The 20165-nt window shown below is 63.0% G+C and carries 15 protein-coding genes; 7 read left to right on the top strand and 8 right to left on the bottom strand.

Annotation, left to right across the window (positions count from 1 at the left end; all coding sequences use genetic code 11):
- Positions 1 to 203 precede the first annotated feature (203 nt).
- Both GXB81_RS10540 and GXB81_RS10535 read left to right on the top strand, forming a co-directional pair.
- The gene (locus tag GXB81_RS10540; RefSeq protein WP_205989086.1) at positions 204 to 1337 is read left to right on the top strand and encodes a glycoside hydrolase family 88 protein; all 1134 of its coding nucleotides are present in this window, start codon (positions 204 to 206) and stop codon (positions 1335 to 1337) included.
- 32 nt (positions 1338 to 1369) lie between these two features.
- The gene (locus tag GXB81_RS10535; RefSeq protein ID WP_205989085.1) at positions 1370 to 2161 is read left to right on the top strand and encodes an enoyl-CoA hydratase/isomerase family protein; all 792 of its coding nucleotides are present in this window, start codon (positions 1370 to 1372) and stop codon (positions 2159 to 2161) included.
- Between the two features lie 357 nt (positions 2162 to 2518).
- Here the strand turns inward: GXB81_RS10535 and GXB81_RS10530 are convergent, their stop codons facing one another.
- Complete coding sequence (locus tag GXB81_RS10530) at positions 2519 to 3937, bottom strand: serine hydrolase (protein ID WP_241016308.1); 1419 nt, start codon at positions 3935 to 3937, stop codon at positions 2519 to 2521.
- A 275-nt stretch (positions 3938 to 4212) separates the two neighbouring features.
- Positions 4213 to 5088 carry a GntR family transcriptional regulator gene (locus GXB81_RS31755; protein WP_205989083.1) on the bottom strand — a complete coding sequence of 292 codons (876 nt, stop codon included), beginning with the start codon at positions 5086 to 5088 and terminating at the stop codon, positions 4213 to 4215.
- A gap of 317 nt (positions 5089 to 5405) precedes the next feature.
- Between GXB81_RS31755 and GXB81_RS10520 the strand changes: the two genes are divergently transcribed.
- From GXB81_RS10520 to GXB81_RS10500, 5 genes are all read left to right on the top strand, one after another.
- Positions 5406 to 6773 (top strand): NAD-dependent succinate-semialdehyde dehydrogenase, encoded by a 1368-nt coding sequence (locus GXB81_RS10520; protein ID WP_205989082.1) that lies wholly within the window; start codon positions 5406 to 5408, stop codon positions 6771 to 6773.
- 26 nt (positions 6774 to 6799) lie between these two features.
- On the top strand, positions 6800 to 7225 hold the full coding sequence (locus GXB81_RS10515; RefSeq protein WP_167048900.1) for a cupin domain-containing protein: 426 nt from the start codon (positions 6800 to 6802) through the stop codon (positions 7223 to 7225).
- A 15-nt stretch (positions 7226 to 7240) separates the two neighbouring features.
- Positions 7241 to 8314: an isocitrate/isopropylmalate dehydrogenase family protein gene (locus tag GXB81_RS10510; protein ID WP_167048902.1), complete on the top strand. Its 1074-nt coding sequence runs from the start codon at positions 7241 to 7243 to the stop codon at positions 8312 to 8314.
- Between the two features lie 143 nt (positions 8315 to 8457).
- Entirely contained in the window at positions 8458 to 9771 is a 1314-nt protein-coding gene (locus GXB81_RS10505; protein WP_167048904.1) for an MFS transporter, read from the top strand.
- Positions 9696 to 10859, top strand: coding sequence for an amidohydrolase family protein (locus GXB81_RS10500; RefSeq protein WP_205989081.1), 1164 nt, complete (start codon positions 9696 to 9698; stop codon positions 10857 to 10859). The genes GXB81_RS10505 and GXB81_RS10500 overlap by 76 nt, the downstream gene beginning before the upstream one ends.
- A 14-nt stretch (positions 10860 to 10873) precedes the next feature.
- On the opposite strand, the gene GXB81_RS10495 is transcribed toward GXB81_RS10500, so the two are convergent.
- The 6 genes from GXB81_RS10495 to GXB81_RS10470 form a co-directional block, all read right to left on the bottom strand.
- Positions 10874 to 13153: a TonB-dependent receptor gene (locus GXB81_RS10495; protein WP_205989080.1), complete on the bottom strand. Its 2280-nt coding sequence runs from the start codon at positions 13151 to 13153 to the stop codon at positions 10874 to 10876.
- Between the two features lie 293 nt (positions 13154 to 13446).
- The gene (locus tag GXB81_RS10490) at positions 13447 to 14820 is read right to left on the bottom strand and encodes an MFS transporter (RefSeq protein ID WP_205989079.1); all 1374 of its coding nucleotides are present in this window, start codon (positions 14818 to 14820) and stop codon (positions 13447 to 13449) included.
- Between the two features lie 56 nt (positions 14821 to 14876).
- On the bottom strand, positions 14877 to 16514 hold the full coding sequence (locus GXB81_RS10485) for a gamma-glutamyltransferase family protein (protein ID WP_167284201.1): 1638 nt from the start codon (positions 16512 to 16514) through the stop codon (positions 14877 to 14879).
- Between the two features lie 85 nt (positions 16515 to 16599).
- A complete protein-coding gene (locus GXB81_RS10480) occupies positions 16600 to 17673 on the bottom strand; it encodes an ornithine cyclodeaminase (RefSeq protein ID WP_205989078.1) in 1074 nt (357 codons plus the stop codon).
- Between the two features lie 35 nt (positions 17674 to 17708).
- On the bottom strand, positions 17709 to 18830 hold the full coding sequence (locus GXB81_RS10475) for a M14 family metallopeptidase (protein WP_205989077.1): 1122 nt from the start codon (positions 18828 to 18830) through the stop codon (positions 17709 to 17711).
- Positions 18831 to 19056: 226 nt separating this feature from the next.
- Entirely contained in the window at positions 19057 to 19986 is a 930-nt protein-coding gene (locus GXB81_RS10470; protein ID WP_205989076.1) for a LysR substrate-binding domain-containing protein, read from the bottom strand.
- Between the last annotated feature and the right edge of the window lie 179 nt (positions 19987 to 20165).

Raw genomic sequence — 20165 nt, 5'->3', positions numbered from 1 at the left:
CCACTCTTTTTCATTTCGATCACCCTGTAAACCCTGGCATTTCTCTGAATAGCCTTATATCAAGGGCCTTTATGAGATTTTCACGTTACCGGCTCTTGCCACTGGGTCTTGCCTTCGCAGGCAAATTGACGCACAGTGACAACGTTGTCAAATTCCTGCCTGGCTCAGTCATTACGCCGGGCATATCCATGACAGGAGAAAACATGAGCAGTTGGTTGAACGACGGCATCGAAGCGGCCGTAAACAAGGTACGCGCCCAGGCGAGCCGCGGCGGCGACTTTCCGCATATCACCGAGGCCGGGCAATGGTGCACGACGTCCGACGGCGTATGGACCGGCGGCTTCTGGGCGGGCCTGCTCTGGCTCAGCTACGAAGAACAGAAGAGCGACGCACTGCTCGCGGCCGCGGTGTCGTTCACCGAGCGCCTGCTGCCGCGCGCGTCGGACCCCGTCAACCACGATCTCGGCTTCATGTTCTATCCGAGCGCGATCAAGGGCTGGCGTCTCACCGGCGACGAGCGCTACTTCAAGGCCGCGCTCACCGCCGCCAACAGCCTCGCCGGGCAGTTCAATCCGCAAGGCGGCTTCATTCCGGGCTGGGGCTTCTTCGGCAGCGAAGACTGGTCGGGCTCGGTCCTGATCGACACGCTGATGAATCTTCCGCTGCTCGTCTGGGCCGTCAATCATGGCGCCGACGCGCAGTTGCTCGAGGTCGTGCAGCGCCATACGAAAACGGCGCTCGCCAACCATCAGCGCGAGGACGGCTCGGTCTTTCATGTGTACAAGTTCAATACCGCCGACGGCACGCCGATTGCCGGCGACACCTACCAGGGTCTCGACGCATCGAGCGCATGGTCGCGCGGCCAGGGCTGGGCGCTCGCCGGCCTCGCGATGCTCGCGGACATGACCGGCTCGCAGGAGTACTTCGCGGCGGCCCAGCGCGTTGCCGACTACGTGGAAAAGCACTTGCCGGAAGATCGCGTTCCGCCGTGGGATTACTCTGCGGACGGCGTACCGGTCAAGGATTCGTCGGCGGGCGCGATCACCGCGTATGGCCTCATCCGGCTCTGGGAACTCAGTTCCGATGCGCGCCATCTTGCCCTCGCCGAAGCGATGCTCAAAGCGCTGTGCGAAGATTGCCTCGCGAGCGACGACCGCGCGCCGATTCTCGCGCACGCCACGGCGGATTTGCCGCACGGCCTCGGCATCGATGAATCGGTCATCTATGGCGACTACTATTTCCTCAAGGCACTGCTGACGTTGCGCGGCATCAAGGAACAGAATGGGCAACGCGGAAGCGGCGCGCAAGGCTCGCTCGCACAGACCTCGAACGGATAGAACACGACAAGACTCGACGCGAGTGAATCATCATGGAAACGACCACGCAAACGATCACGCAGGAACGCTTTGACGCCGTCGCCGTACTCACGCTGAACCGGCCCGAGCGCATGAACGCGCTCAGCAAGCCTTTGCTGCAAAGTCTCGACGACGCGCTGACACGCCTTGCCGACGATGCGCAAACGCGCGTCGTCGTGCTGACGGGCGCGGGCACGAAGGCTTTCTCCGCGGGCGCGGATATCAACGAGCAGCGCGACTTCTCGCCCACGGACGCCTACGAGCATATGCGTTGGGGGCAGGCGATTTTCGATCGCATCGAGACGTTTGCCAAACCGACGATCGCCGCCATCAACGGCGTCGCCTTCGGTGGCGGCCTCGAGCTGGCGCTGGCGTGCGACCTGCGGATCGTCGCCGACACCGCGCGGCTCGGCCTGCCCGAAATCACGCTGGCGAGTTTCCCGGGATGGGGCGGAACTCAGCGCCTGCCCGCGCTGATCGGCGCATCGCGCGCCATGCGAATGATGCTCACGGGCGATCCCGTATCGGCACAGTGGGCACTCGATGCGGGTTTGGCGAACGAGGTGGCCAACGCGGACACGCTGCGCGATCAGGCGCTGACGCTTGCGAACGCGATCGCGCGGCATGCCGGCGAAGCGCTGGCCGAGTTGAAATCGGTAGTGCGCACCGGATTGCGCGAGGGTCGCGCAACCGGCCTCGAAGCGGAAGCTCGCGGAGTGGGCCGGCTGTGGGGCTCGGCCGCGCAGAAGGAAGCACAAGCGGCTTTCTTTGCCAGAAGAAAGCGCGCTGCGCCGGATGCGGGATGAGGCGCCTGTACATAGAGAAGAAGACACCATAAAGCTTCCGCCTGGAAGTTTTATGGTGAATCGAGCCTGAGAAAAATATCGGCAGCACTCCGGAAGCATTGATCTGAAGAAATGCGGCGGACGCCAGCCGTTGCCTCCCAAACACCCGCCAAACCACACCCAGTCCATTCGCAGTACTTCGAAGCGACTGTTCTCGCCCGCCACCCATGCAACCTCGCGCCGGTTGCGATAAAAGTGGCCGCCCCGTCAAAGCCCCGCAGCATCCCTCAAAGCCACCTGCAATTTGCACTCGACCCGCCGTGCGGGACGATCCACGCCGGCAAAAAACGGAGCGAACCTCATCACGCTCCGGATCGTCTACCGCGCTTCGCGGCCGACCAGCTCGTCATGCCGAAGCGAACTGCCGTTGACATTGACCGACCTCTGAGCCGTGATGCCGGTGCCGTCGAACAGAACTTCAACGGTATCGCGGAATGCGGTCTCGGGGAAAATCCAGACCATCTGCAAACGCTTGTCGTCGAGCCACGTCGCGCGCGCGACCACCGCGCTGTTATTCATCTCGTAACCGTGGTGCAGATCGCTGCCCGGCATATCGGTTCGACCTTCGATCCAATGCCCGATTCCGGCCACGATCGTGTGTGCCCCGCGCGCATCGAACTGCGTGAAGGAGCATCGATCGTCCGAGCATGCGAACTGGACCGCTTCGACACCATACCGATTCGCTTCGATCTCGAAGCGTCGCGCGCCGGTCCATGCCGCCGTCGCGGATTTCCTGAGCGGCTCCTTCCAGAGAGTCGGCGCCTCTTCGTGCTGCCAGTGCGCGAGCTTTTCGATAAGCCGCTTATCGGCCGAGGCGGAAGCAGAAGCCGCGGTATCGCCATTCGTGAATGCCGCGGGAAAATGCTGCTCGATATGAGGAAAGAGCCTGAAACTGCCCTGGATCGCCCCCATCACGGCAAGCGCCGCGTTGTGCTCCGGAAATACCGTCACCATCTGCACGAATCGTCCGATTGCGCTATAGCTGCCGTCCGGCCGGGTCCACCAGTGATAACCATATTTGAAGGGCTCGCCATGCGGCTGGGTCGCCACGCGCACCCAATCTTCCGGCAGCACGCGCTGCCCGTTCCACACGCCGTCCTGAGCATGCAGCATGCCGAGCTTGAGCAGATCGACCAGCCTGGCCGAGAATCCGTTGCCGCCGGGATTGATGCCGTCCGGGCTGACGTCCCACGTTTCGCCCGTCACGCCTAGCGGTTCGAGCAGACGCGGCTTCAGATAGTCGTGCGCCAATTGACCGGTCACACAGCTCAGGATCGCCGAAAGCATGTAGCTGGCCGCGCTCGTGTACACGAAGGTCGAACCCGGTTCATGAGCGAGCGGAATCTTGAAGAATTCGGCGATCCAGCTGGTATTCAGAACGCGCCACACCGCGCCCGATGTTTCGCTTTCATGCCCGGCGCGCATGGTCAGCAAATCTTCGACCGTCATCTGCGCGAGCCGGCCTTCCACGGGACCGGCATAAAGCTCCGGAAAGAACGAGACGACTTTGTCGGTCAGCTTGAGTCGGCCCTCTGCAAGCGCGAACGCGATTGCCGACGCGACAAAGCTCTTGGTCGCCGAGTGCATGATGCGCGTGCGATCGGCCCGATAAGGCCAGCGATACCCTTCCGCCACGACGCGGCCATCACGGCTCAGCATGAAACCGTGCAGATCGAGACCCGCGGCCTCGACATCGTCGAGAAACGAGACGACGGCATCGGCATTCACGCCGGTCATGGATGGCACGGCACGCTCCAGCCCGTCGCTGAAAACATTCGACGGCGACGCTGAAGGCAGCCCATTGGAAACAGCGGTCGACTCTGGCATAGGCACCCTGATTCAATGACAAACAGACATGACACGGTCTCCCTCATCGGGGCTGACCACACGAAAAGACTGTAGCGGCGCGAACCGGATTGAGGAAGTCGCTACAGCCGATCACTATGTGTAATTCCGATCACCCCGCCGCCGCCCGGCCTGTACGCTCACGGGCATGCGATCGCGGCATCGCATCAGTCGCCGGCCTTTTCCCGGGCCGCGTTGTGAAGGTGCATCTTGAGAAAATTGGCCGCGGCCTCGCGCTGGTCGGACAGCAGAAGATCGATCAAGATCAGGTGCTCGCGGCAACGTCTCTCCGCCTGATTGCGATCGACGGCTTTCCGATACTCCATCAGGCGACGCAACCGGTCGAGACGCCGCAGGCCATCGAGAATGAACGCATTGCCCGAGCAGGCGGCAATGGTTTCGTGCAGCCGGCTATTCGCGTCGAACAGCGCGGCGGGCGAAGCCGTGCGCACCTCACCGTTGACGAGCGCCTCCTGCTCCGCACGGCATTGCAGCAGCGCCTCGCGATCGAGCTGAAAAGTCGGCTCCAGAATGCCGGCCGATTCGATCAGCAACCGGTAGCGATAGCCCTGCCGATAGGTTTCGGCCGAAGTCAGCATCGGCAGGAACATCCAGCCGTGCCCGGGCCGCCGTTCGATCCAGCCCTCTTGCGCCATGCGGCGCAGGATCGCATTCAGTTGCGCGCGGGTCACGCCGTAACTGCGCATCAACGCGTTTTCCGTGAAGCGGTCGGCCAGCTTGCCGGCCAGCCGGTCTTCGGCGATCGCGAGATAGACCGCTTCGTCATCGCCGGCGGCGGCCATCTCACCGGCGTCGGCCGACCTGCGGAATGCCGCTTCCGAGACGGCATAGCCGCCGTCGGGATGCGCCATGACGATCTCCTGCACCGCAAGGCGCTTCAAGGCTTCCCGCACCGGCGAGCGCGACACGTTGAACTGCTCCGCGAGGGTCCGCTCGGGCAGGCGTGTCCCGGGTTCGATGCCGGCAACGCGAATGTGCTGATGAATATGTGCCGCGAGCGCATCGGCTAATGGGCGGCTCATTCTGTCGTCCAGAGTAATAGATTTGCCGGGGATTGTAGCATGTCACTATCAGGTATTTTGATTGATAAATATACCTCTCTCACCGCTTTGCCGACCGAACAGACTTTCAATACACCTCCATTCTACTGCATATTTCTTGGGATATTCTGCGCGATAGCACCGTATCGACCATAGAACGGGTATACCCCAGTGGTACAAATCATCTTCAAAAGACCAATCGAATGGTATATTGAAAAAAACAAAATACCAAACAGATTTCATGTGCGGCAACCCGCGGCACGCACGGAAACGGAACCCTCATCGAAAGGCAAACCTTCATGTTTCGCACCTTGAATCCGGCCACCGAATCCGTCGTGGCAACGTTCGACGCCGCTTCGCCGGCCCGCATCGAACAGGCGCTCGACGACGCCGTCGCCATTCAGCGGCCGTGGTCGCAAGTGCCGATCGCGCAGCGCGCGGCAGTCGTCGCGCGCATCGGCGAAGTACTGCTGCGTCGCAAGGAAACGTTGTCGCAACTGATTACGCTGGAGATGGGCAAGCCCATCGTCGAGGCCGAAGCCGAGATCGAGAAGTCGGCCGCGACCTGCGGGTTCTATGCCGCCAACGCGGCGCAGTTCCTCGCCGACGAACCGGTCGCCAGTGCCACGGGCAGCCAGATCGTCTACGACCCGCTGGGTGTCGTGCTCGCGGTCATGCCGTGGAATTACCCGATATGGCAGTTCATCCGCTTCGCCGCGCCCGCGCTCTGCGCCGGCAACGGGATCATCCTCAAACACGCCGGCAACGTGCCGCAATGCGCGCTGGCGATCAACTCAGTATTCGCCGATGCCGGTGTGCCGCCGGGACTCGCTGCGTCCCTGCTGATCCAGCCCGAGAACGTGGCGGCACTGATTAGCGACTCGCGAATCGCCGCGGTCACGCTGACCGGCTCGACCGCGGTCGGCAAGCTCGTCGCCTCGCAAGCGGGCGCCGCCATGAAAAAGCAGGTACTCGAACTCGGCGGCTCCGATCCCTTCATCGTGCTGGCGGACGCGGATGTGGAGCGCGCCGCGCAAGCGGCCGTCAAGGCACGCTTTTCGAACACCGGTCAAAGCTGCATTTCCTCGAAGCGCTTCATCGTCGACGCAGCCGTCGCGGATCGCTTCGTCGAGTTGTTCTGCGCCGGCGTGGCTCAACTGAAAGTCGGCGCCCCCACCGATCGCAGCGTAACCATCGGGCCGCTCGCGCGCGCCAATCTTCGCGACGAGCTGCATCGCCAGGTTGAACTGAGCGTTGCCGCCGGTGCCGTGCTGAAGACCGGCGGACAGCCGCTGCCGGGCCAGGGCTTTTTCTACGCGCCGACCGTTCTCGACCACGTGACGCCCGACATGGTCGCCGCTCGCGAGGAAACCTTTGGCCCCGTTGCGGCGGTCATGCGGGTCAAGGATACCGATGCGGCCATCGCGCTGGCGAACGATACGGAGTTCGGTCTCGGCGCCGCGCTCTGGACCACCGACCTGACGCGGGCACAGCAACTCGTGCGGAAGATCGAGGCGGGCGCCGTTTTCGTCAACAGCGTGGTGGCGTCCGACGCGCGGCTGCCGTTCGGCGGCATCAAGCAGTCCGGTTACGGGCGCGAACTCGGCGCCGTCGGCATGCGTGAATTCACCAACATCAAGACCGTCTGGATCAATCCGGCTCGCTGAGCCCGATCCACCCTCAGGAGAACATCATGACCATCAAAACACCATCGGGCGCGGCCCTGCTGCGCCCCGAAGACCTGCCGCGCTACGATCGCGGCGGCGGCGCGAGCACGACGCCGCTCGTCGGCAAGAACGTCGGGTCCGCGAGCTTCATCACCGGGTACACGTCGTTCGAGCCGGGCATGGAAATCCCGTTTCACAGCCATAACTGCGAGGAAAGCGTGGTGCTGGTCGAGGGCGATGCAATCCTCGACATCGACGGGCTCGAATACCGTCTGAAGCCGCTCGACACGACCTTTATTCCGCCGAACGTGCCGCATCGCTTTCGCAACATGTCGAAGACGAATCCCATGAAGATCCTCTGGATTTACGCGCGGCTCGATGCCACCCGCACGCTCGTCGCCAGCGGCGAAACGCGCCCCGTCTCGGCCGAACATCAGACTCCCTCTCCCTGAGCGCCAACATCCGCCATGCGTATTCTCGTTTGTCCCGGCGACGGTATCGGTCCCGAAATCATCGCCGCCTCCATGACCGTTCTCGCCCAGGCCGATCGCGTGTTCGATCTGCGTTTGCAGTACGACGTCGAAGACATCGGCTTCGCGAGCCTCGCAAAATACGGCACGACCCTCAGGCCGGAAGTACTCGAAAAAGCCGCCGGCTACGACGGCCTGATTCTCGGCACCATCTCGCACGCCGACTATCCGCCGCCGGATCAGGGCGGCCGCAATGTCTCGGCGGCATTCCGCTGCGATCTCGATCTGTACGCGAATATCCGCCCGGCCCGTACGCGCCCGTTTCTCAGCTCGAACCTTCGCGAAGGCAGGCAGATGGATCTCGTCATCATGCGCGAAGCGACGGAGGGGTTCTATCCCGATCGCAACATGCATCTCGGCTGGGGCGAAATGATGCCGTCGAAAGATATGGCGCTGTCGGTCCGCAAGATTACGCGCCATTGCAGCGAGCGCATCGCGCGGCGCGCTTTCGAACTGGCCATGAAGCGCAAGCGGCGCGTCACCGCGATTCATAAGGCCAACAGCTTCCACATGACCGACGGCCTGTTTCTCGAATGCGTGCGCAACGTGAGCAAGGATTTTCCGGAAGTCGAATTCGACGATCTTCTGATCGACGCCTCGACCGCGCACCTGGTGCGCTCGCCGGAACGCTTCGACGTGATCGTCGCGACGAATTTCTACGGCGACATCCTGAGCGACCTCGCGGCCGAATTGTCCGGCAGTCTCGGGCTGGCCGGCTCGGTCATGGCCGGAGAAACGCTCTGCTGCGCACAGGCCCAGCACGGTTCCGCACCCGACCTCGAAGGCAAGGACACCGCCAACCCGACCTCGATGATGCTGTCGGTCGGCATGCTGATGCGCTGGATCGGCGAACGACGCCGGCTGGCGAACTTCGTGGCAGCCGCAACGGCCATCGAAGCCGCCGTGGACGCCACGCTCGAAAACCCGCTGACTCGCACGGCGGACCTGGGCGGCACGATGGGTTGCAGCGCTTTCGGCAAGCAGGTCGCGCAAGCGCTCGCTGGCGCGTAATCAGGCCAGAGAACGTCGCTCGCCACTCGTACAGGACTGCATCAAGCAGGCAAGCGGGAGAGTCTTTCATCGGGAGCGCACGGCAACGCAAGCGGTCGTGTGCCTCGCCAGGAAAAAGACGCAGCAATAGCGGAGAACGGAAGATGCAAGTCGAATCGATCGGGCGAAACGGCGTTCACACGGCCCAGGAAGCAAGAACCGAGATACAGCGAAGTGCGCTGCGCAAGAATACGTGGCGCTTCATGCCATTGCTTCTGGTCGCGTTCATCATCAACTATCTGGACCGCACCAGCGTCGGTTACGCGGCCCTGACGATGAACTCAGACCTGCGCCTGACGCCCGCGCAGTTCGGATGGGGCGCCGGCATCCTGTTTGCCGGCTATTGTTTTTTTGAAATCCCGAGCAACCTGGCCTTGCATCACTACGGGGCCCGGCGCTGGCTCGCCCGCATCATGATTACGTGGGGACTCGCCGAAGCGGCGACCTCGCTCGTGCAAGGCCCGACCAGTTTCTACATCATGCGCTTCCTGCTCGGTGTCGCCGAGGCCGGTTTCTTTCCCGGGGTCACGCTGTTTCTTTCGTGCTGGTTCCCGCCACGGGAGCGAGTACGCGTGCAGGCGCTGTTCGCGCTCGGCATTCCGCTGTCGGCGATCATCGGCGCGCCGCTGTCGACCTCCATTCTGCGGTGGGGCGGATTCGCGGGGATGCATGGCTGGCAGGCCATGTTTATCATCGAGGGCTTGCCGGCCGTGCTCGTCGGCTTCGTCGTGTACGCCGTCCTGCGGAACAAGCCGGAAGACGCCCACTGGCTGACACCGGACGAGCGGACCGAACTCGCCCAGATGCTCAATGAAGGCACGGGTCAGCACATCAAGAAAGACCTGACCTCCGCCTTGAAGGACCCGCGCGTTCTCATGCTGGCGGCCATTCAGTGCGGCTTCGTGCTGGGCGGCTATGGGGTGGGAGTGTGGCTGCCGCAAATCCTGCGGGGCCACGGCCTGCGGCTGTCGGAAATCGGCCTGCTCGCCACCATCCCGCCGCTCGCCTCCGCCTGCGTCCTGTTGACCTGGTCGTATGTCGTCACGCTCAGGGGGAGGCCCGTGACGAACCTCGCGATCATGTGCCTGATCGGCGGCATCGGCCTCGCACTGGCGGCGCACTTCAACTCGCTGGGGGTCGTCATGCTGGGCATCACCCTGACCTCCGCGTCGACCATCTCGGCCGTCGGCATTCTCTGGACGATCCCCACCACCTTCCTGAGCGAGCGGGCCGCGGCGGGCGGACTCGCATTCATCAATTCGATCGGGACACTCGGCGGCTTTGCGGGGCCGTACATCATCGGCATACTCAAAGAGACGACCGGTGCTTTCTCGGCCGGCATATGGGCAATGTCGGGTTTCCTGTTCGTCTCGGCGATTCTCGCCGCCGTCCTCGTGCGCCTCGTCGAGAGCAAGTAAATCGCGCCCGCTCCGATCGGCCTGATGATTCCCTACCCATTCCCATGCGCCTCGCCTACGACTTCAGAACCAGTAGTTTTCGAACAGCGGCAGAACTCGACGCATGGCATCGGCAAAGTTCCGAGCCGGCTCTCGACCCCGATCTGCCGATCGTCGATTGTCATCATCATCTTTGGCAGCGCAAGAACGGAGACTATCTCGTCGACGACTTTCTCGCGGACCTGACGACCGGCCACCATATTCGAGCGACCGTTTTCGTGGAAGGCGGCACCTCCTATTGCGAGCATGCAAGTCCGGCGTTGCGCCCCGTCGGAGAAACGCGGTTTGCGGTGGCATCCGCGCTCGCGGCGCCCGCGCGATGGCGTAACGCAATCTGCGCCGGCATTGTCGCGAGAGCCGACATGATGCTGGGCGACCAGGTGGTGCCGGTGCTGGAAGCGCAGCATGAAGCAGCGGCAGGCCGCTTGCGGGGCATCCGTTTCCCGATCCGCTGGGATGCAGCCGGCATCGGCATGTGGGGACAGACGTACGCGCAAGGACGCAGCACCGACCGATCCTTTCGCGCGGCATTCCGTCACCTTCGCGCGTTCGACCTGAGTTTCGATGCGTTCGTCTATCACCATCAGTTGAACGAAATCGCCGCTCTGGCGGGAAGTTTTCCCGAGACCCGCATCATCGTGAACCACGTCGGCGGTCCCTTGGGCGTCGGTCCTTACGAGGGCCAACGCGATGCCGTCTTTGCCGAATGGAAGTCGGGGCTCGCACAAGTCGCCGCGCATTCGAACGTGTATATGAAGCTGGGCGGACTCGGCATGCTGTACACCGGCTTTCCATTCCATCTGAACGCGGTGCCCCCCGGCTCGGAAGTACTCGCACGCTCCTGGGCCCCGTATGTTCACGAATGTCTGGAAGCGTTCGGTGTGACTCGCTGCATGTTCGAAAGCAATTTCCCCGTGGACCAGCAGAGCGCGAGCTACAGTGTCGTCTGGAATGCATTCAAGCGCTTGACCGCGCGATGCTCGCCTGACGAGAAACGCGCGTTGTTTAGCGCAACGGCGGCCCACGCCTACCGTCTTGCGCTGAGTTGATTCGATTCATGCACTCAGAATTTATAGGAACTGGTCAAGAAAACCAGGCGGCCCGGATTGAGCGTGACGAAATCTACGTAGTACACAGCGTCCTGGTAAAGCGTGCGATTAAAGACGTTCTTGATGCCAAGAATGGTCGACCAGTTTTTGGTTTGATAATGCACATTCAGATCGGTCTGCATCTGCCCGGGAATCTTGTACACCAGCGGTTGCACCGGTATCTCGTAGCTGCTGCGCGCCTGCAGGCCGATGCCGGCCCCCCATCCCCGCAGATGCTCGGACTGCAGATCGTAGCTCAGCCACAGGCCGCCCATATGACGCACGGGTGGAGTATTGTTTGTCGGTAACTGCTGCCCAGTGGTGTACGTATAGTTGAACGTCAGGTTCAAGCCGGGCAGTACCTGGCCCGCCACATTTATTTCGGCACCCCGATAGGCTTCATTTTCCGCCGGAAGGTATCCGCTGGGAGATCCCGGTGCCGGATAGAACGTATTTGACATTGCGGTCCGAAATACGTCGGCCGTGACACTCAGTTGATCGTCGAGCAGATTGAGCTTGACGCCGGCCTCTACCGAACGCCCCAGTGCCGGCGGCACGAGCACGCCCTGAATCAGAGGACTGAATGTATTGGGAACGAAACTCCGGAAGGTGTTGGCGAAGACGGACACATCATCGCTCAACTGATACAGCACACCGATATTAGGCAACCAGGCCGATTGCGCCGGCTGACTGTTCGACCAGGAGGTTCCGCGCGCGAGACTCGCCAATACGCGCAGTCGCCCCCAGCTCATCTGGTCTTGCAGATACAGGTTGTTGAAGTACTGCCTTGAACTGATGTTGTAGAAATTCCCTGCGACCGGCGGGAGTGTCGGCGAAGGAAAAGGGGCGAGGACCCCGGAGGCGATTTCATTGATATTCGTCCGGTAAATCTGGTACTCCCCCCCGAACATCAGGCTATTCTTGACGGCGCCGATCTGGAATGCCGTTTTTATATGATTATCAGTTTCAATCGAAGATGAACTGGTGGTGTATGTCCCGCCCGAATAGGGCATTGATGTCAGGTCGTATCCGAAGGGGAAGTAATTATTTTCACTCCAGTCATTGATATTCTGATACTGCGTCCGGCTCTCGACTTCCCAGTCATGCCCCAGTTTCTGTTTGATGTCATAAAACAGCGTGTCGGATTTAATGAACTGGTTGTCCGGAGGGGTAGCACGCGCGTCGAGTCGAAGCGGCCCATCCGGGCCGACAAAAGTAATGGCCGTGGCCGGGAGGTTCTGGGCCTGATGCTGATAGCCGACAACGATGTCCGTCCCCCCCGATTTCCAGCCCAGCGTCGGCGCCACATAGAACGTCCGGTTACCATCGTATCCGCCATAGCTTTCACCAGAACGCTCACCTGACACCACCAGCCGGTAGGTCAGATGGTTATCCGGCGTCAGTGGCCCGCCCAGATCGACTGCGCCCAGCCAGTCCCCATACGATCCCGTCTGAACGGTTAATTCGCGAACCGGGTCCGCGGTCGGCTGCTTCGTCACGATATTGACCACGCCGCCCGGATACATGACGCCGGCCACGATCGAATCCGCGCCCTTGATCACCTCGATCCGCTCGATACCGGCCATGGGAATCGAAAGCGCGGTCTGGTTCCCGCTGACGTCATTGATTCCGTTTCTCATGACATTGGCCGTGAAACCTCTGGAAATAACGGCCGCACTATTTCCCTGAGACTGGCTCACGATCGGCAAGCCGGCCATCTCGAGTGCGTCCAGAACCGATTGCGTCTGGTGGCTTTTGAGTTGATCCGCCGTAATCACCTGGATCGACTGCGGCGTTTCGCTAATCGGCGTGTCGGTACGCGTAGCGGTATTGCTCGAATACGCGAGGAAGCCCGTGTTATCCGAGGGGACATTGCCCGTTACCGTAATCGCCGGCAACACCGTAGCGGCATCCGTGGCACCCGTTGCCGCCTGTTTTGACGACGCCGAGATGACCCATGTCCCCTCCTGCTTCTGTTCGGCTTTGAGATTCGTGCCTTTGAGCAGTTGATCCAGCGCGTCATGGATACTCAGCGTGCCCGAGACCGCCGGCGCCATGCGATTTGCCACCGATGCGTCCGACGCAAGAATGTTAACTTTGCCTTGCAGGGAGAGCTTCGCCAGTGCTTCCGACAAGGGCAATGCCGGCAAATCTATTTTCACCGTTTGCGCATTCGCATATCCACTCGCAACCGACAGACAAGCCACGGCGACATAGTGCTTCCATGTTGTTTTTCTCGACGTCTGTTGCTTCATGGTTTTCTTGTAGCGTGTTTGAAAATTCACCACCTCAGCGACGAACCCGAGCGTTGCCGCCTTTGTCCGTCAACGCCAGGCGATCGTATCCCCCTCGACAAACACCTGCCTCCCTTGCGGCCGGTGCCGTCTGACGATCCCGAGGTTCTTTTTCCACGTCCCGCATTTAAACCACATCCGGGAACAATTTTCAAATGCGCTACAGGAAAAATGGCGCCTTGATTCGCATCAAGGCGCCATTTTTATCGGCTTCGGCGGCCACGCGCTAAAGCCGATGCATCTTGCCGGTCTATCTATTTGCAGGAAGGAACGGCGCCTGCCGCACCGGCCTCGTCGCGCGCAGCGGCTGCCTGCCGCCGCTCCTCGCTCTCGAGCCTGAACGCGCGCCGCCCCGTGCGCGTGCCCACGACCAGCACGAACGACAGTACGGTCGTACCGACCAGATAAGCCGGCGGAACGAACCGGGCATCGGTAAAGCGCGAGACCACCGAAATATAGAATGGCGCGAGCCCGCCGAACAGCATCACGCCGATGTTGTAGGAGATCGCCACGCCCGTCGAGCGGCCCTGCACCGTGAAGAGCCTCACCAGCATGCCCGGATGCGCGGCGCCTTGCAGCGTCACGAACAGAATGCCGACCAGTTGCACGAGTATCAGCCGCGTCGCCGTGGGCGTGGCCAGCAGGAACCAGAACAGCGGGAACACGCAGATCAGCCAGCTGCCGATAAAGAAGCAGAACACCCGGTACGGTCCGACACGATCGGCCAGCGCGCCGAATACCGGCGACAGCACGCACGAGATGATGCTCGTGACGAACACCGCCTGCAGCGAGGAACTGATCGGCAGATGCAGCTGGCTTTGCGCGTAGTGCGGCAGGTACGCATGCCACACATAGAGCAGCGACGTGCCGCCCATGATGATGCCGATCGCGCAAACGAGCGCGTCGCCATTCTCGCCGACGAAGTCGCGTATGCGGCGACCGAGCGGCAGACGCGCGACGGCATTCGCCTGCATCTGACGGAACTCCGCCGACTCCCCGACGCTATGCCGGATGTAGAAACCGAACGGCCCGACCAGCGCGCCGACCAGGAACGGCAGGCGCCAGCCCCAGGCCAGCATGGCCTCGTGCGACAGATGCCGCGACAGCAGATAGCTGCACCCCGAAGACAGGATGGCCGCGATTCCCCACGTCAGCATGTTGAAACTGCCGTAGAACATCTTCTTGCCCGGCGGCGCCATTTCGTAAATCGTCACCGACGAAAGCGCGAACTGCGCGCCGACCGCGAAGCCCTGCACCAGCCGTCCGGCCACCACCAGCAGCGGCGCGGCGATGCCGATCCCGGCATAGCCCGGCGTCAAACCGAGCAGCAGCGAACCGACCGACATCGCCACCATGATCATCGACAGGGCCTTGACCCGGCCGGCCCGGTCCGCGTACATGCCCATCACGGCGCCGCCGATGGGCCGCACCAGAAAGCCGACGGCAAACGTCGCGAACGTGAGCAACAAGGATTCGGCGCGACTGACGCCGACGAAGAACGTCTGTGCGATCAGCGTCGAAAAGTAGCCGTACACCATGAAGTCGAACCATTCGAGCATGCCGCCGACTATGGTCGATACGATGACTTTCCGGAGCTTGCTGGTTTCGCTGTTTTTATCATTGGTCATATGACGGGCCTCCACCGTGCATCGTGCGAAATACCTTATAAAGAATGAGAAAACGCCTAGAAGCCCGCGGCGAGTCCGTCGCGCCGCGAATCGCTCGCGGCCACGTAGCCGCGCTCCGGGTCGTTGCGATCGAGCCTCCAGATGAACTGGCCCGAACCGAAGTCCATATACGGGTCGTTCATACTCTTGATCTGATGGCCGCGTTCGCGCAGCCCCTGCACGGTCGCGGGATCGAGCGTCGCTTCGAGGTCGAGCGTGAAGTCGCGGTTGATCTTCCAGCGCGGCGCATCGCATGCGGCCTGCGGCTGCTGGCCGTAGTCGAGCATGCGCACCACCGTTTGCAAATGGCCTTGCGGCTGCATGTCGCCGCCCATCACGCCGAAGCTCATCACCGCTTCCTGCCGGCCATCGACCTGCTGCGTGAGGAACGCCGGAATGATGGTATGAAACGGCCGTTTGCCGCCCGCCACCACGTTCGGCGATTTCGGGTCCATCGAAAAGCCCCAGCCGCGGTTATGCAGCGCGATACCGGTGCCGGGCACCACCACACCGGAGCCGAAGCCCATGTAGTTCGACTGGATGAAGCTGACCATCATGCCGCGCTCGTCCACGGCCGACATATAGATCGTGCCGCCCGAGGCGGGCATGCCGAAGCCGAAATGCGTCGCGCGCTTCGGGTCGATCAGCTTCGCGCGCGATTCGAGGTAAGCGTCGTCGAGCATCTGTTCGGGCGTGACTTCCATCGAACGCGGGTCGGCCACATAGCGATAGATGTCCGCGAACGCGAGCTTCATCGCTTCGATCTGCAGATGCTGCGAATCGACGCTGTCCACCTTCAGCGATTTCACGTCGAACTGCTTGAGAATGCCGAGCGCGATCAGCGCGGCAATGCCCTGCCCGTTCGGCGGAATCTCGTGCACGGTATGGCCGCGATACTCCTTGCCGATCGGCTCGACCCAGTCCGCGCGACAGTTGCGCAGATCGTCCAGCGTCATCGCACCGCCGCACTCGCGCGAAAACGCGGCGATGCGCTCGGCAATCTCGCCTTCGTAATAGGCGCGCGGACCCTGCTCCGCGAGCAGGCGCAAGGTCGCCGCGTGGCCCGGAAAGCACACGCGCTCGCTGACCTCGGGAGCGCGTCCATGCGGCATGAACGTGCCGGCAAAACCGGGCTGATTCTGCAATTCGGGAATCGCGGCATTCCACTTGCGCGCCACCACCCCGGCCACCGCGTGGCCGCGTTCGGCGATTTCGATGGCCGGCTCCATCAGATCGGCGAACGGCAGCGAACCGAACTTCGCATGCAAGGCTTCCCAACCGGCGATCACGCCCGGCACTGTCGCCACGTCCCAGCCGCGTCGGGGCCGTTTCGCGATGCCGTTTTCCTCGCCGTAGCGGCTGCGGAAATAGTCGAGGTTCCACGCGGCGGGCGCCGCGCCCGACGCGTTCAGGCCATGCAGCTTCTGGCCGTCCCACACGAGCGCGAACGCGTCGCCGCCCAGGCCGCACGAGACCGGCTCGACCACGGTGATGGCCGCCGCCGCGGCGATGGCCGCGTCGACGGCGTTGCCGCCCTTCCACAGCATGCGCAGGCCGGCCTGCGCGGCGAGCGGATGCGAGGTCGAAACGATATTGCGGGCGAACACGGGCGAGCGCGGTGTCGGATACGGGTTTTGCCAGTTGAAGCGCGTCATGGAGAAGAAAACCGGTTGGCGATAAAGCAATGACGAACGGCCAGAAGGGTCAGAAAGGCCGGATGGTGCAACGCTGCCGTCGGGCTCAGGCGGCTCTCGCCGCCGCCGGAGCATGCGCCGGAGTCAGCGCCGGCGCGTCGAGCGGCGCCGCGACGAACTGGTAGAGATCCTTAGGATTCTCGGGCGCCGGAATCAGATCGATATCGCGGCCGATACCGTACTGGTTCGCGGCATCGCGCAGATAGCGCAGCGCCGAGAAATCTTCGAGCGCGAAGCCCACCGAATCGAACACCGTCACTTCCGAGGCGCTCGTGCGCCCCGCCACCTCGCCCGACAGCACGCGCCACAGCTCGATCACCGGGAATTCCGGCGGCAGTTGCTGGATATCCCCTTCGATGCGCGTTTGCGGTTCGAACTCGACCACCACGCGCGCGTCGGTCAGCACGTCCGCATGCAGTTCGGTCTTGCCCGGGCAGTCGCCGCCGACGGCGTTGACGTGCATGCCCGGCTCGATCATGTCGGGTGTGAGAATGGTCGCGTTGGTCTTGTCGGCCGTCACGGTGGAGACGATGTCGGCGCCGCGCACGGCCTCGGCCGCGCTCGCCGCGCGCACGAGCTTCAGCCCCGGCACGTCGGCGAGATTGCGCATCAGCTTGTCGGTGGCCGCCGGGTCCACGTCGAAGAGGCGCACTTCCTCGATGCCGAGCATCGCGCGAAACGCGAGGATCTGGAATTCGCTTTGCGCGCCGTTGCCGATCAACGCCATCGTGCGCGAGTCGGGTCTTGCCAGCGCCTTCGCGACGAGCGCGGAGGTTGCCGCCGTGCGCAGCGCCGTCATGATGGTGAATTCGCTGAAGAGCACGGGAAAACCCGTCTCCACTTCCGCCAGCACGCCGAACGCCATGACGGTCAGCATGTTGATGCGGGTGTTCTTCGGATGGCCGTTCACGTACTTGAAGCCGTAGAGCGTCGAGTCCGACGCCGGCATCAGCTCGATCACGCCGCCCGGCACATGGTTCGCCACCCGGGCGGACTTCTCGAATTCGTTCCAGCGCAGGTAGTCCGCGCGAATGTACTCGGCCATCTCCGTGATGAGCCGTTGCGTGCCGACCGATGCGGCCAGATGGCGCATGTCGCTTACGTCGATATATCTAGTCATGTTCTCACTCGTCAGTCTGGTGCGATGGTTCAGGATCAGGCGCCCAGCAGATAGCCGCTGCGCAGGGTCTTTTCTCCGGTCACGCGGCCAAGCGGATCGCCCGCCCGCACGTAGCGCACGTCGCGCCGCATGTAGAACACGCCGCTCGTGCTGCTATGCACGGCCGTGCGCGTGCCCTCGACCGGATCGACGACCACGAACATCTCGTCGCCGGCCTGCACGTGCGCGCCCTCTTCCACGCGATGCAGCAGCACGCCCGTGGCCGGCGCGTAGAACTGCTCGCTGCCGGCGAGCGGCGTGGCGGGATGCGGCAAGGGCGGCAGCGGTTCGACCGCTGCGTCGATCATGCCCGCATAGGTCAGGTACGAAATAATTGCTTCGGCATCCTGCCGAGCCAGTTCGTCGCTGACGTCGCGTTGGCCGCGATGCTCGATCGTCACCGAAACGCATCCGTTGGGAATCGGATAGCGCCCGCGAAAGCGCTCCTGCAATTGCCACCATGTGAGGCTGTGCGCCTCGTCGAACGACTGGCCGCCGGAATCGAACGCCAGCAGCGAGGCCCGCGCGCCGAGATAGCGTGCGAGCGGCTCGGCCTCGTTCCAGATGGCCTCGCCCGTGTAGATGTGCATGGCCGCCTCGCGCGAGCAATGCAGGTCGAGCACGATGTCGGCGTCGATCGAGAGCTGCATGAGCGTGCGCTGCAGGTCGTCCACGGGGTGGCGCGGCGCGGCCTTGTCGAGCAGTTCGCGCCAGGCTTCGCGCACCACTGCGCGGTTGTGGAGCGCGAAGCCGTTCAGCCGGCCTTCGATGGCGTCGCCGATCTGCGCCGCGAGCATCGGAAAACCGCGATTGAAGTTGCGGCCGCTCGCCAGGTCGAAACGGCCAAGCGGGTAGCCGAGCACGGCCTGGCCGAGCCCGATCGGGTTGGCCACGCTCAGCACCACGCACTCGGCGCGCAGGCTGCCCGCTTCCTCGAGTGCCCGCAGGCGCGTCTTCAGCCACGCGGCGACCAGCATGCCGGGCACTTCGTCCGCATGCAGGCCGGCCTGCACGTAAACCTTCCTGCCGGTGCCCGACGGGCCGAAGCGATCAACATACAAATGATGCGCCGTACCGTCGGCGCCCGGCAGCAGCCGGTGAGTGTCGCGAATTGACATGGACCAGGAGTTCCTCGGTTGCGATGCGCGGCTGAAAAGGCAGCGCATCATGGATGACACCATCTTAAGTACGCGCGGCAAGCTCAGGAAGCCAGCTCCGGGCTATCGCGATCCACGATTCAGATCACTAGTATCCAGTTCGCATCTGGTTCGCATTGGGTTCGCGCCCGGTTCGCAAGCAGTTGGCATTTCGCTTGCATTCCGCGCGGGGCGCGCGCCCGCTGCGCTACGTCTTCGCGCCGCTCGTCACGCCACGCCGCAGGCGCGCGTAGGACGCGAGCATGCTCGCCAGCAGTTGTGCCGAGGTGGTGAGCGGCGACGCGCTGCGACGGGTCAGACAAATGTCGCCAGGGCTGAAGGTTTCGCGAACCGGAATCCGGATCAGCGAGCCGGAGAACAGCTTGAAATCGACCAGCACGCCGGGGTCCATTGTCAGATAGTCGGTTTCGCTCACGAAATAGAGCGATTCGAGCAGCGTCTCGGCCGTGATGACGATCTTCGGCACGCCGAGCCCGCGCTCCGAAAATATGCCGACGAGCCGGTTGGCGGCAAATCCGGTAATGCCTTCGCGTTTGAAGCCGATCCACTCGCAGTCGGCCAGCTCGTCGATCGAGGTGGCATTCGCCTTGGGATGCCCCGCGCGCGCGATCACGGCGGGCGACGAGCGATAGAGCCGGTCGATCTCGAGGTCGGCATCGTCGATATCGGGCGAGAGCGGACAGAGCGCGAAGTCCAGACGGCCGTCGCGGATACGCTCCAGCAGCATCAGCGACGGGCCGCTCGAGATATGCACGAGCACGTTCGGGTAGTCGGCCATGAAGCGCTTGAGCACCGGCATCAACAGATCGGCGAGCGGTTCCGAGGTGACGCCGAGCGCGATTCGCCCCGACGGCATGCCCTCGACCTCGCGGATGTCCTGCCCGATCCGTTCGCAGTTCTTGAGGATCGCGGTTGCGCGCATGAGCAGCATTTCGCCGAACGACGTGAGGCTGATGCCGAGATGCGAGCGCGTCAGCAGCGACACCGAGAGCTCGGCTTCGAGGCTCTGGATCGCATGCGTCAACGCGCTCTGCGCGATGCCGAGCGAACGGGCCGCGGCCCGGAAACTGCCCTGCTCGACCACGGTGCAAAATGCCTTCAGCTGGCCTAAGGTCATCTGAACTTCTCCATTGAGCGGATCGGCGGGCGCGCTGCCGGGTGCGGGTGCAGCACCGCCTTGCCGTGGCCGCACACCGGCACTGGCACAAACGCCGCCGCAAACCGGGCGCGCGGCCCGCGAGTCCGGCATCGGCCACGCGCTGCGTCCTGGCCCGCCTTCCACGCAGCGCGCCCGTG

It is taken from the genome of Paraburkholderia sp. Ac-20336, assembly GCF_017105025.1.
Taxonomy (GTDB): domain Bacteria; phylum Pseudomonadota; class Gammaproteobacteria; order Burkholderiales; family Burkholderiaceae; genus Paraburkholderia.
Note: the sequence above shows the minus strand (reverse complement) of the source record. Positions and strands in the feature narration are given on the sequence as shown.

Coding starts and splice junctions, on each gene's coding strand:
- GXB81_RS10540 (WP_205989086.1), top strand. CDS start 204: ATGAGCAGTTGGTTGAACGACGGCATCGAAGCGGCCGTAAACAAGGTA.
- GXB81_RS10535 (WP_205989085.1), top strand. CDS start 1,370: ATGGAAACGACCACGCAAACGATCACGCAGGAACGCTTTGACGCCGTC.
- GXB81_RS10530 (WP_241016308.1), bottom strand. CDS start 3,937: ATGACCGGCGTGAATGCCGATGCCGTCGTCTCGTTTCTCGACGATGTC.
- GXB81_RS31755 (WP_205989083.1), bottom strand. CDS start 5,088: ATGAGCCGCCCATTAGCCGATGCGCTCGCGGCACATATTCATCAGCAC.
- GXB81_RS10520 (WP_205989082.1), top strand. CDS start 5,406: ATGTTTCGCACCTTGAATCCGGCCACCGAATCCGTCGTGGCAACGTTC.
- GXB81_RS10515 (WP_167048900.1), top strand. CDS start 6,800: ATGACCATCAAAACACCATCGGGCGCGGCCCTGCTGCGCCCCGAAGAC.
- GXB81_RS10510 (WP_167048902.1), top strand. CDS start 7,241: ATGCGTATTCTCGTTTGTCCCGGCGACGGTATCGGTCCCGAAATCATC.
- GXB81_RS10505 (WP_167048904.1), top strand. CDS start 8,458: ATGCAAGTCGAATCGATCGGGCGAAACGGCGTTCACACGGCCCAGGAA.
- GXB81_RS10500 (WP_205989081.1), top strand. CDS start 9,696: ATGGGCAATGTCGGGTTTCCTGTTCGTCTCGGCGATTCTCGCCGCCGT.
- GXB81_RS10495 (WP_205989080.1), bottom strand. CDS start 13,153: ATGAAGCAACAGACGTCGAGAAAAACAACATGGAAGCACTATGTCGCC.
- GXB81_RS10490 (WP_205989079.1), bottom strand. CDS start 14,820: ATGACCAATGATAAAAACAGCGAAACCAGCAAGCTCCGGAAAGTCATC.
- GXB81_RS10485 (WP_167284201.1), bottom strand. CDS start 16,514: ATGACGCGCTTCAACTGGCAAAACCCGTATCCGACACCGCGCTCGCCC.
- GXB81_RS10480 (WP_205989078.1), bottom strand. CDS start 17,673: ATGACTAGATATATCGACGTAAGCGACATGCGCCATCTGGCCGCATCG.
- GXB81_RS10475 (WP_205989077.1), bottom strand. CDS start 18,830: ATGTCAATTCGCGACACTCACCGGCTGCTGCCGGGCGCCGACGGTACG.
- GXB81_RS10470 (WP_205989076.1), bottom strand. CDS start 19,986: ATGACCTTAGGCCAGCTGAAGGCATTTTGCACCGTGGTCGAGCAGGGC.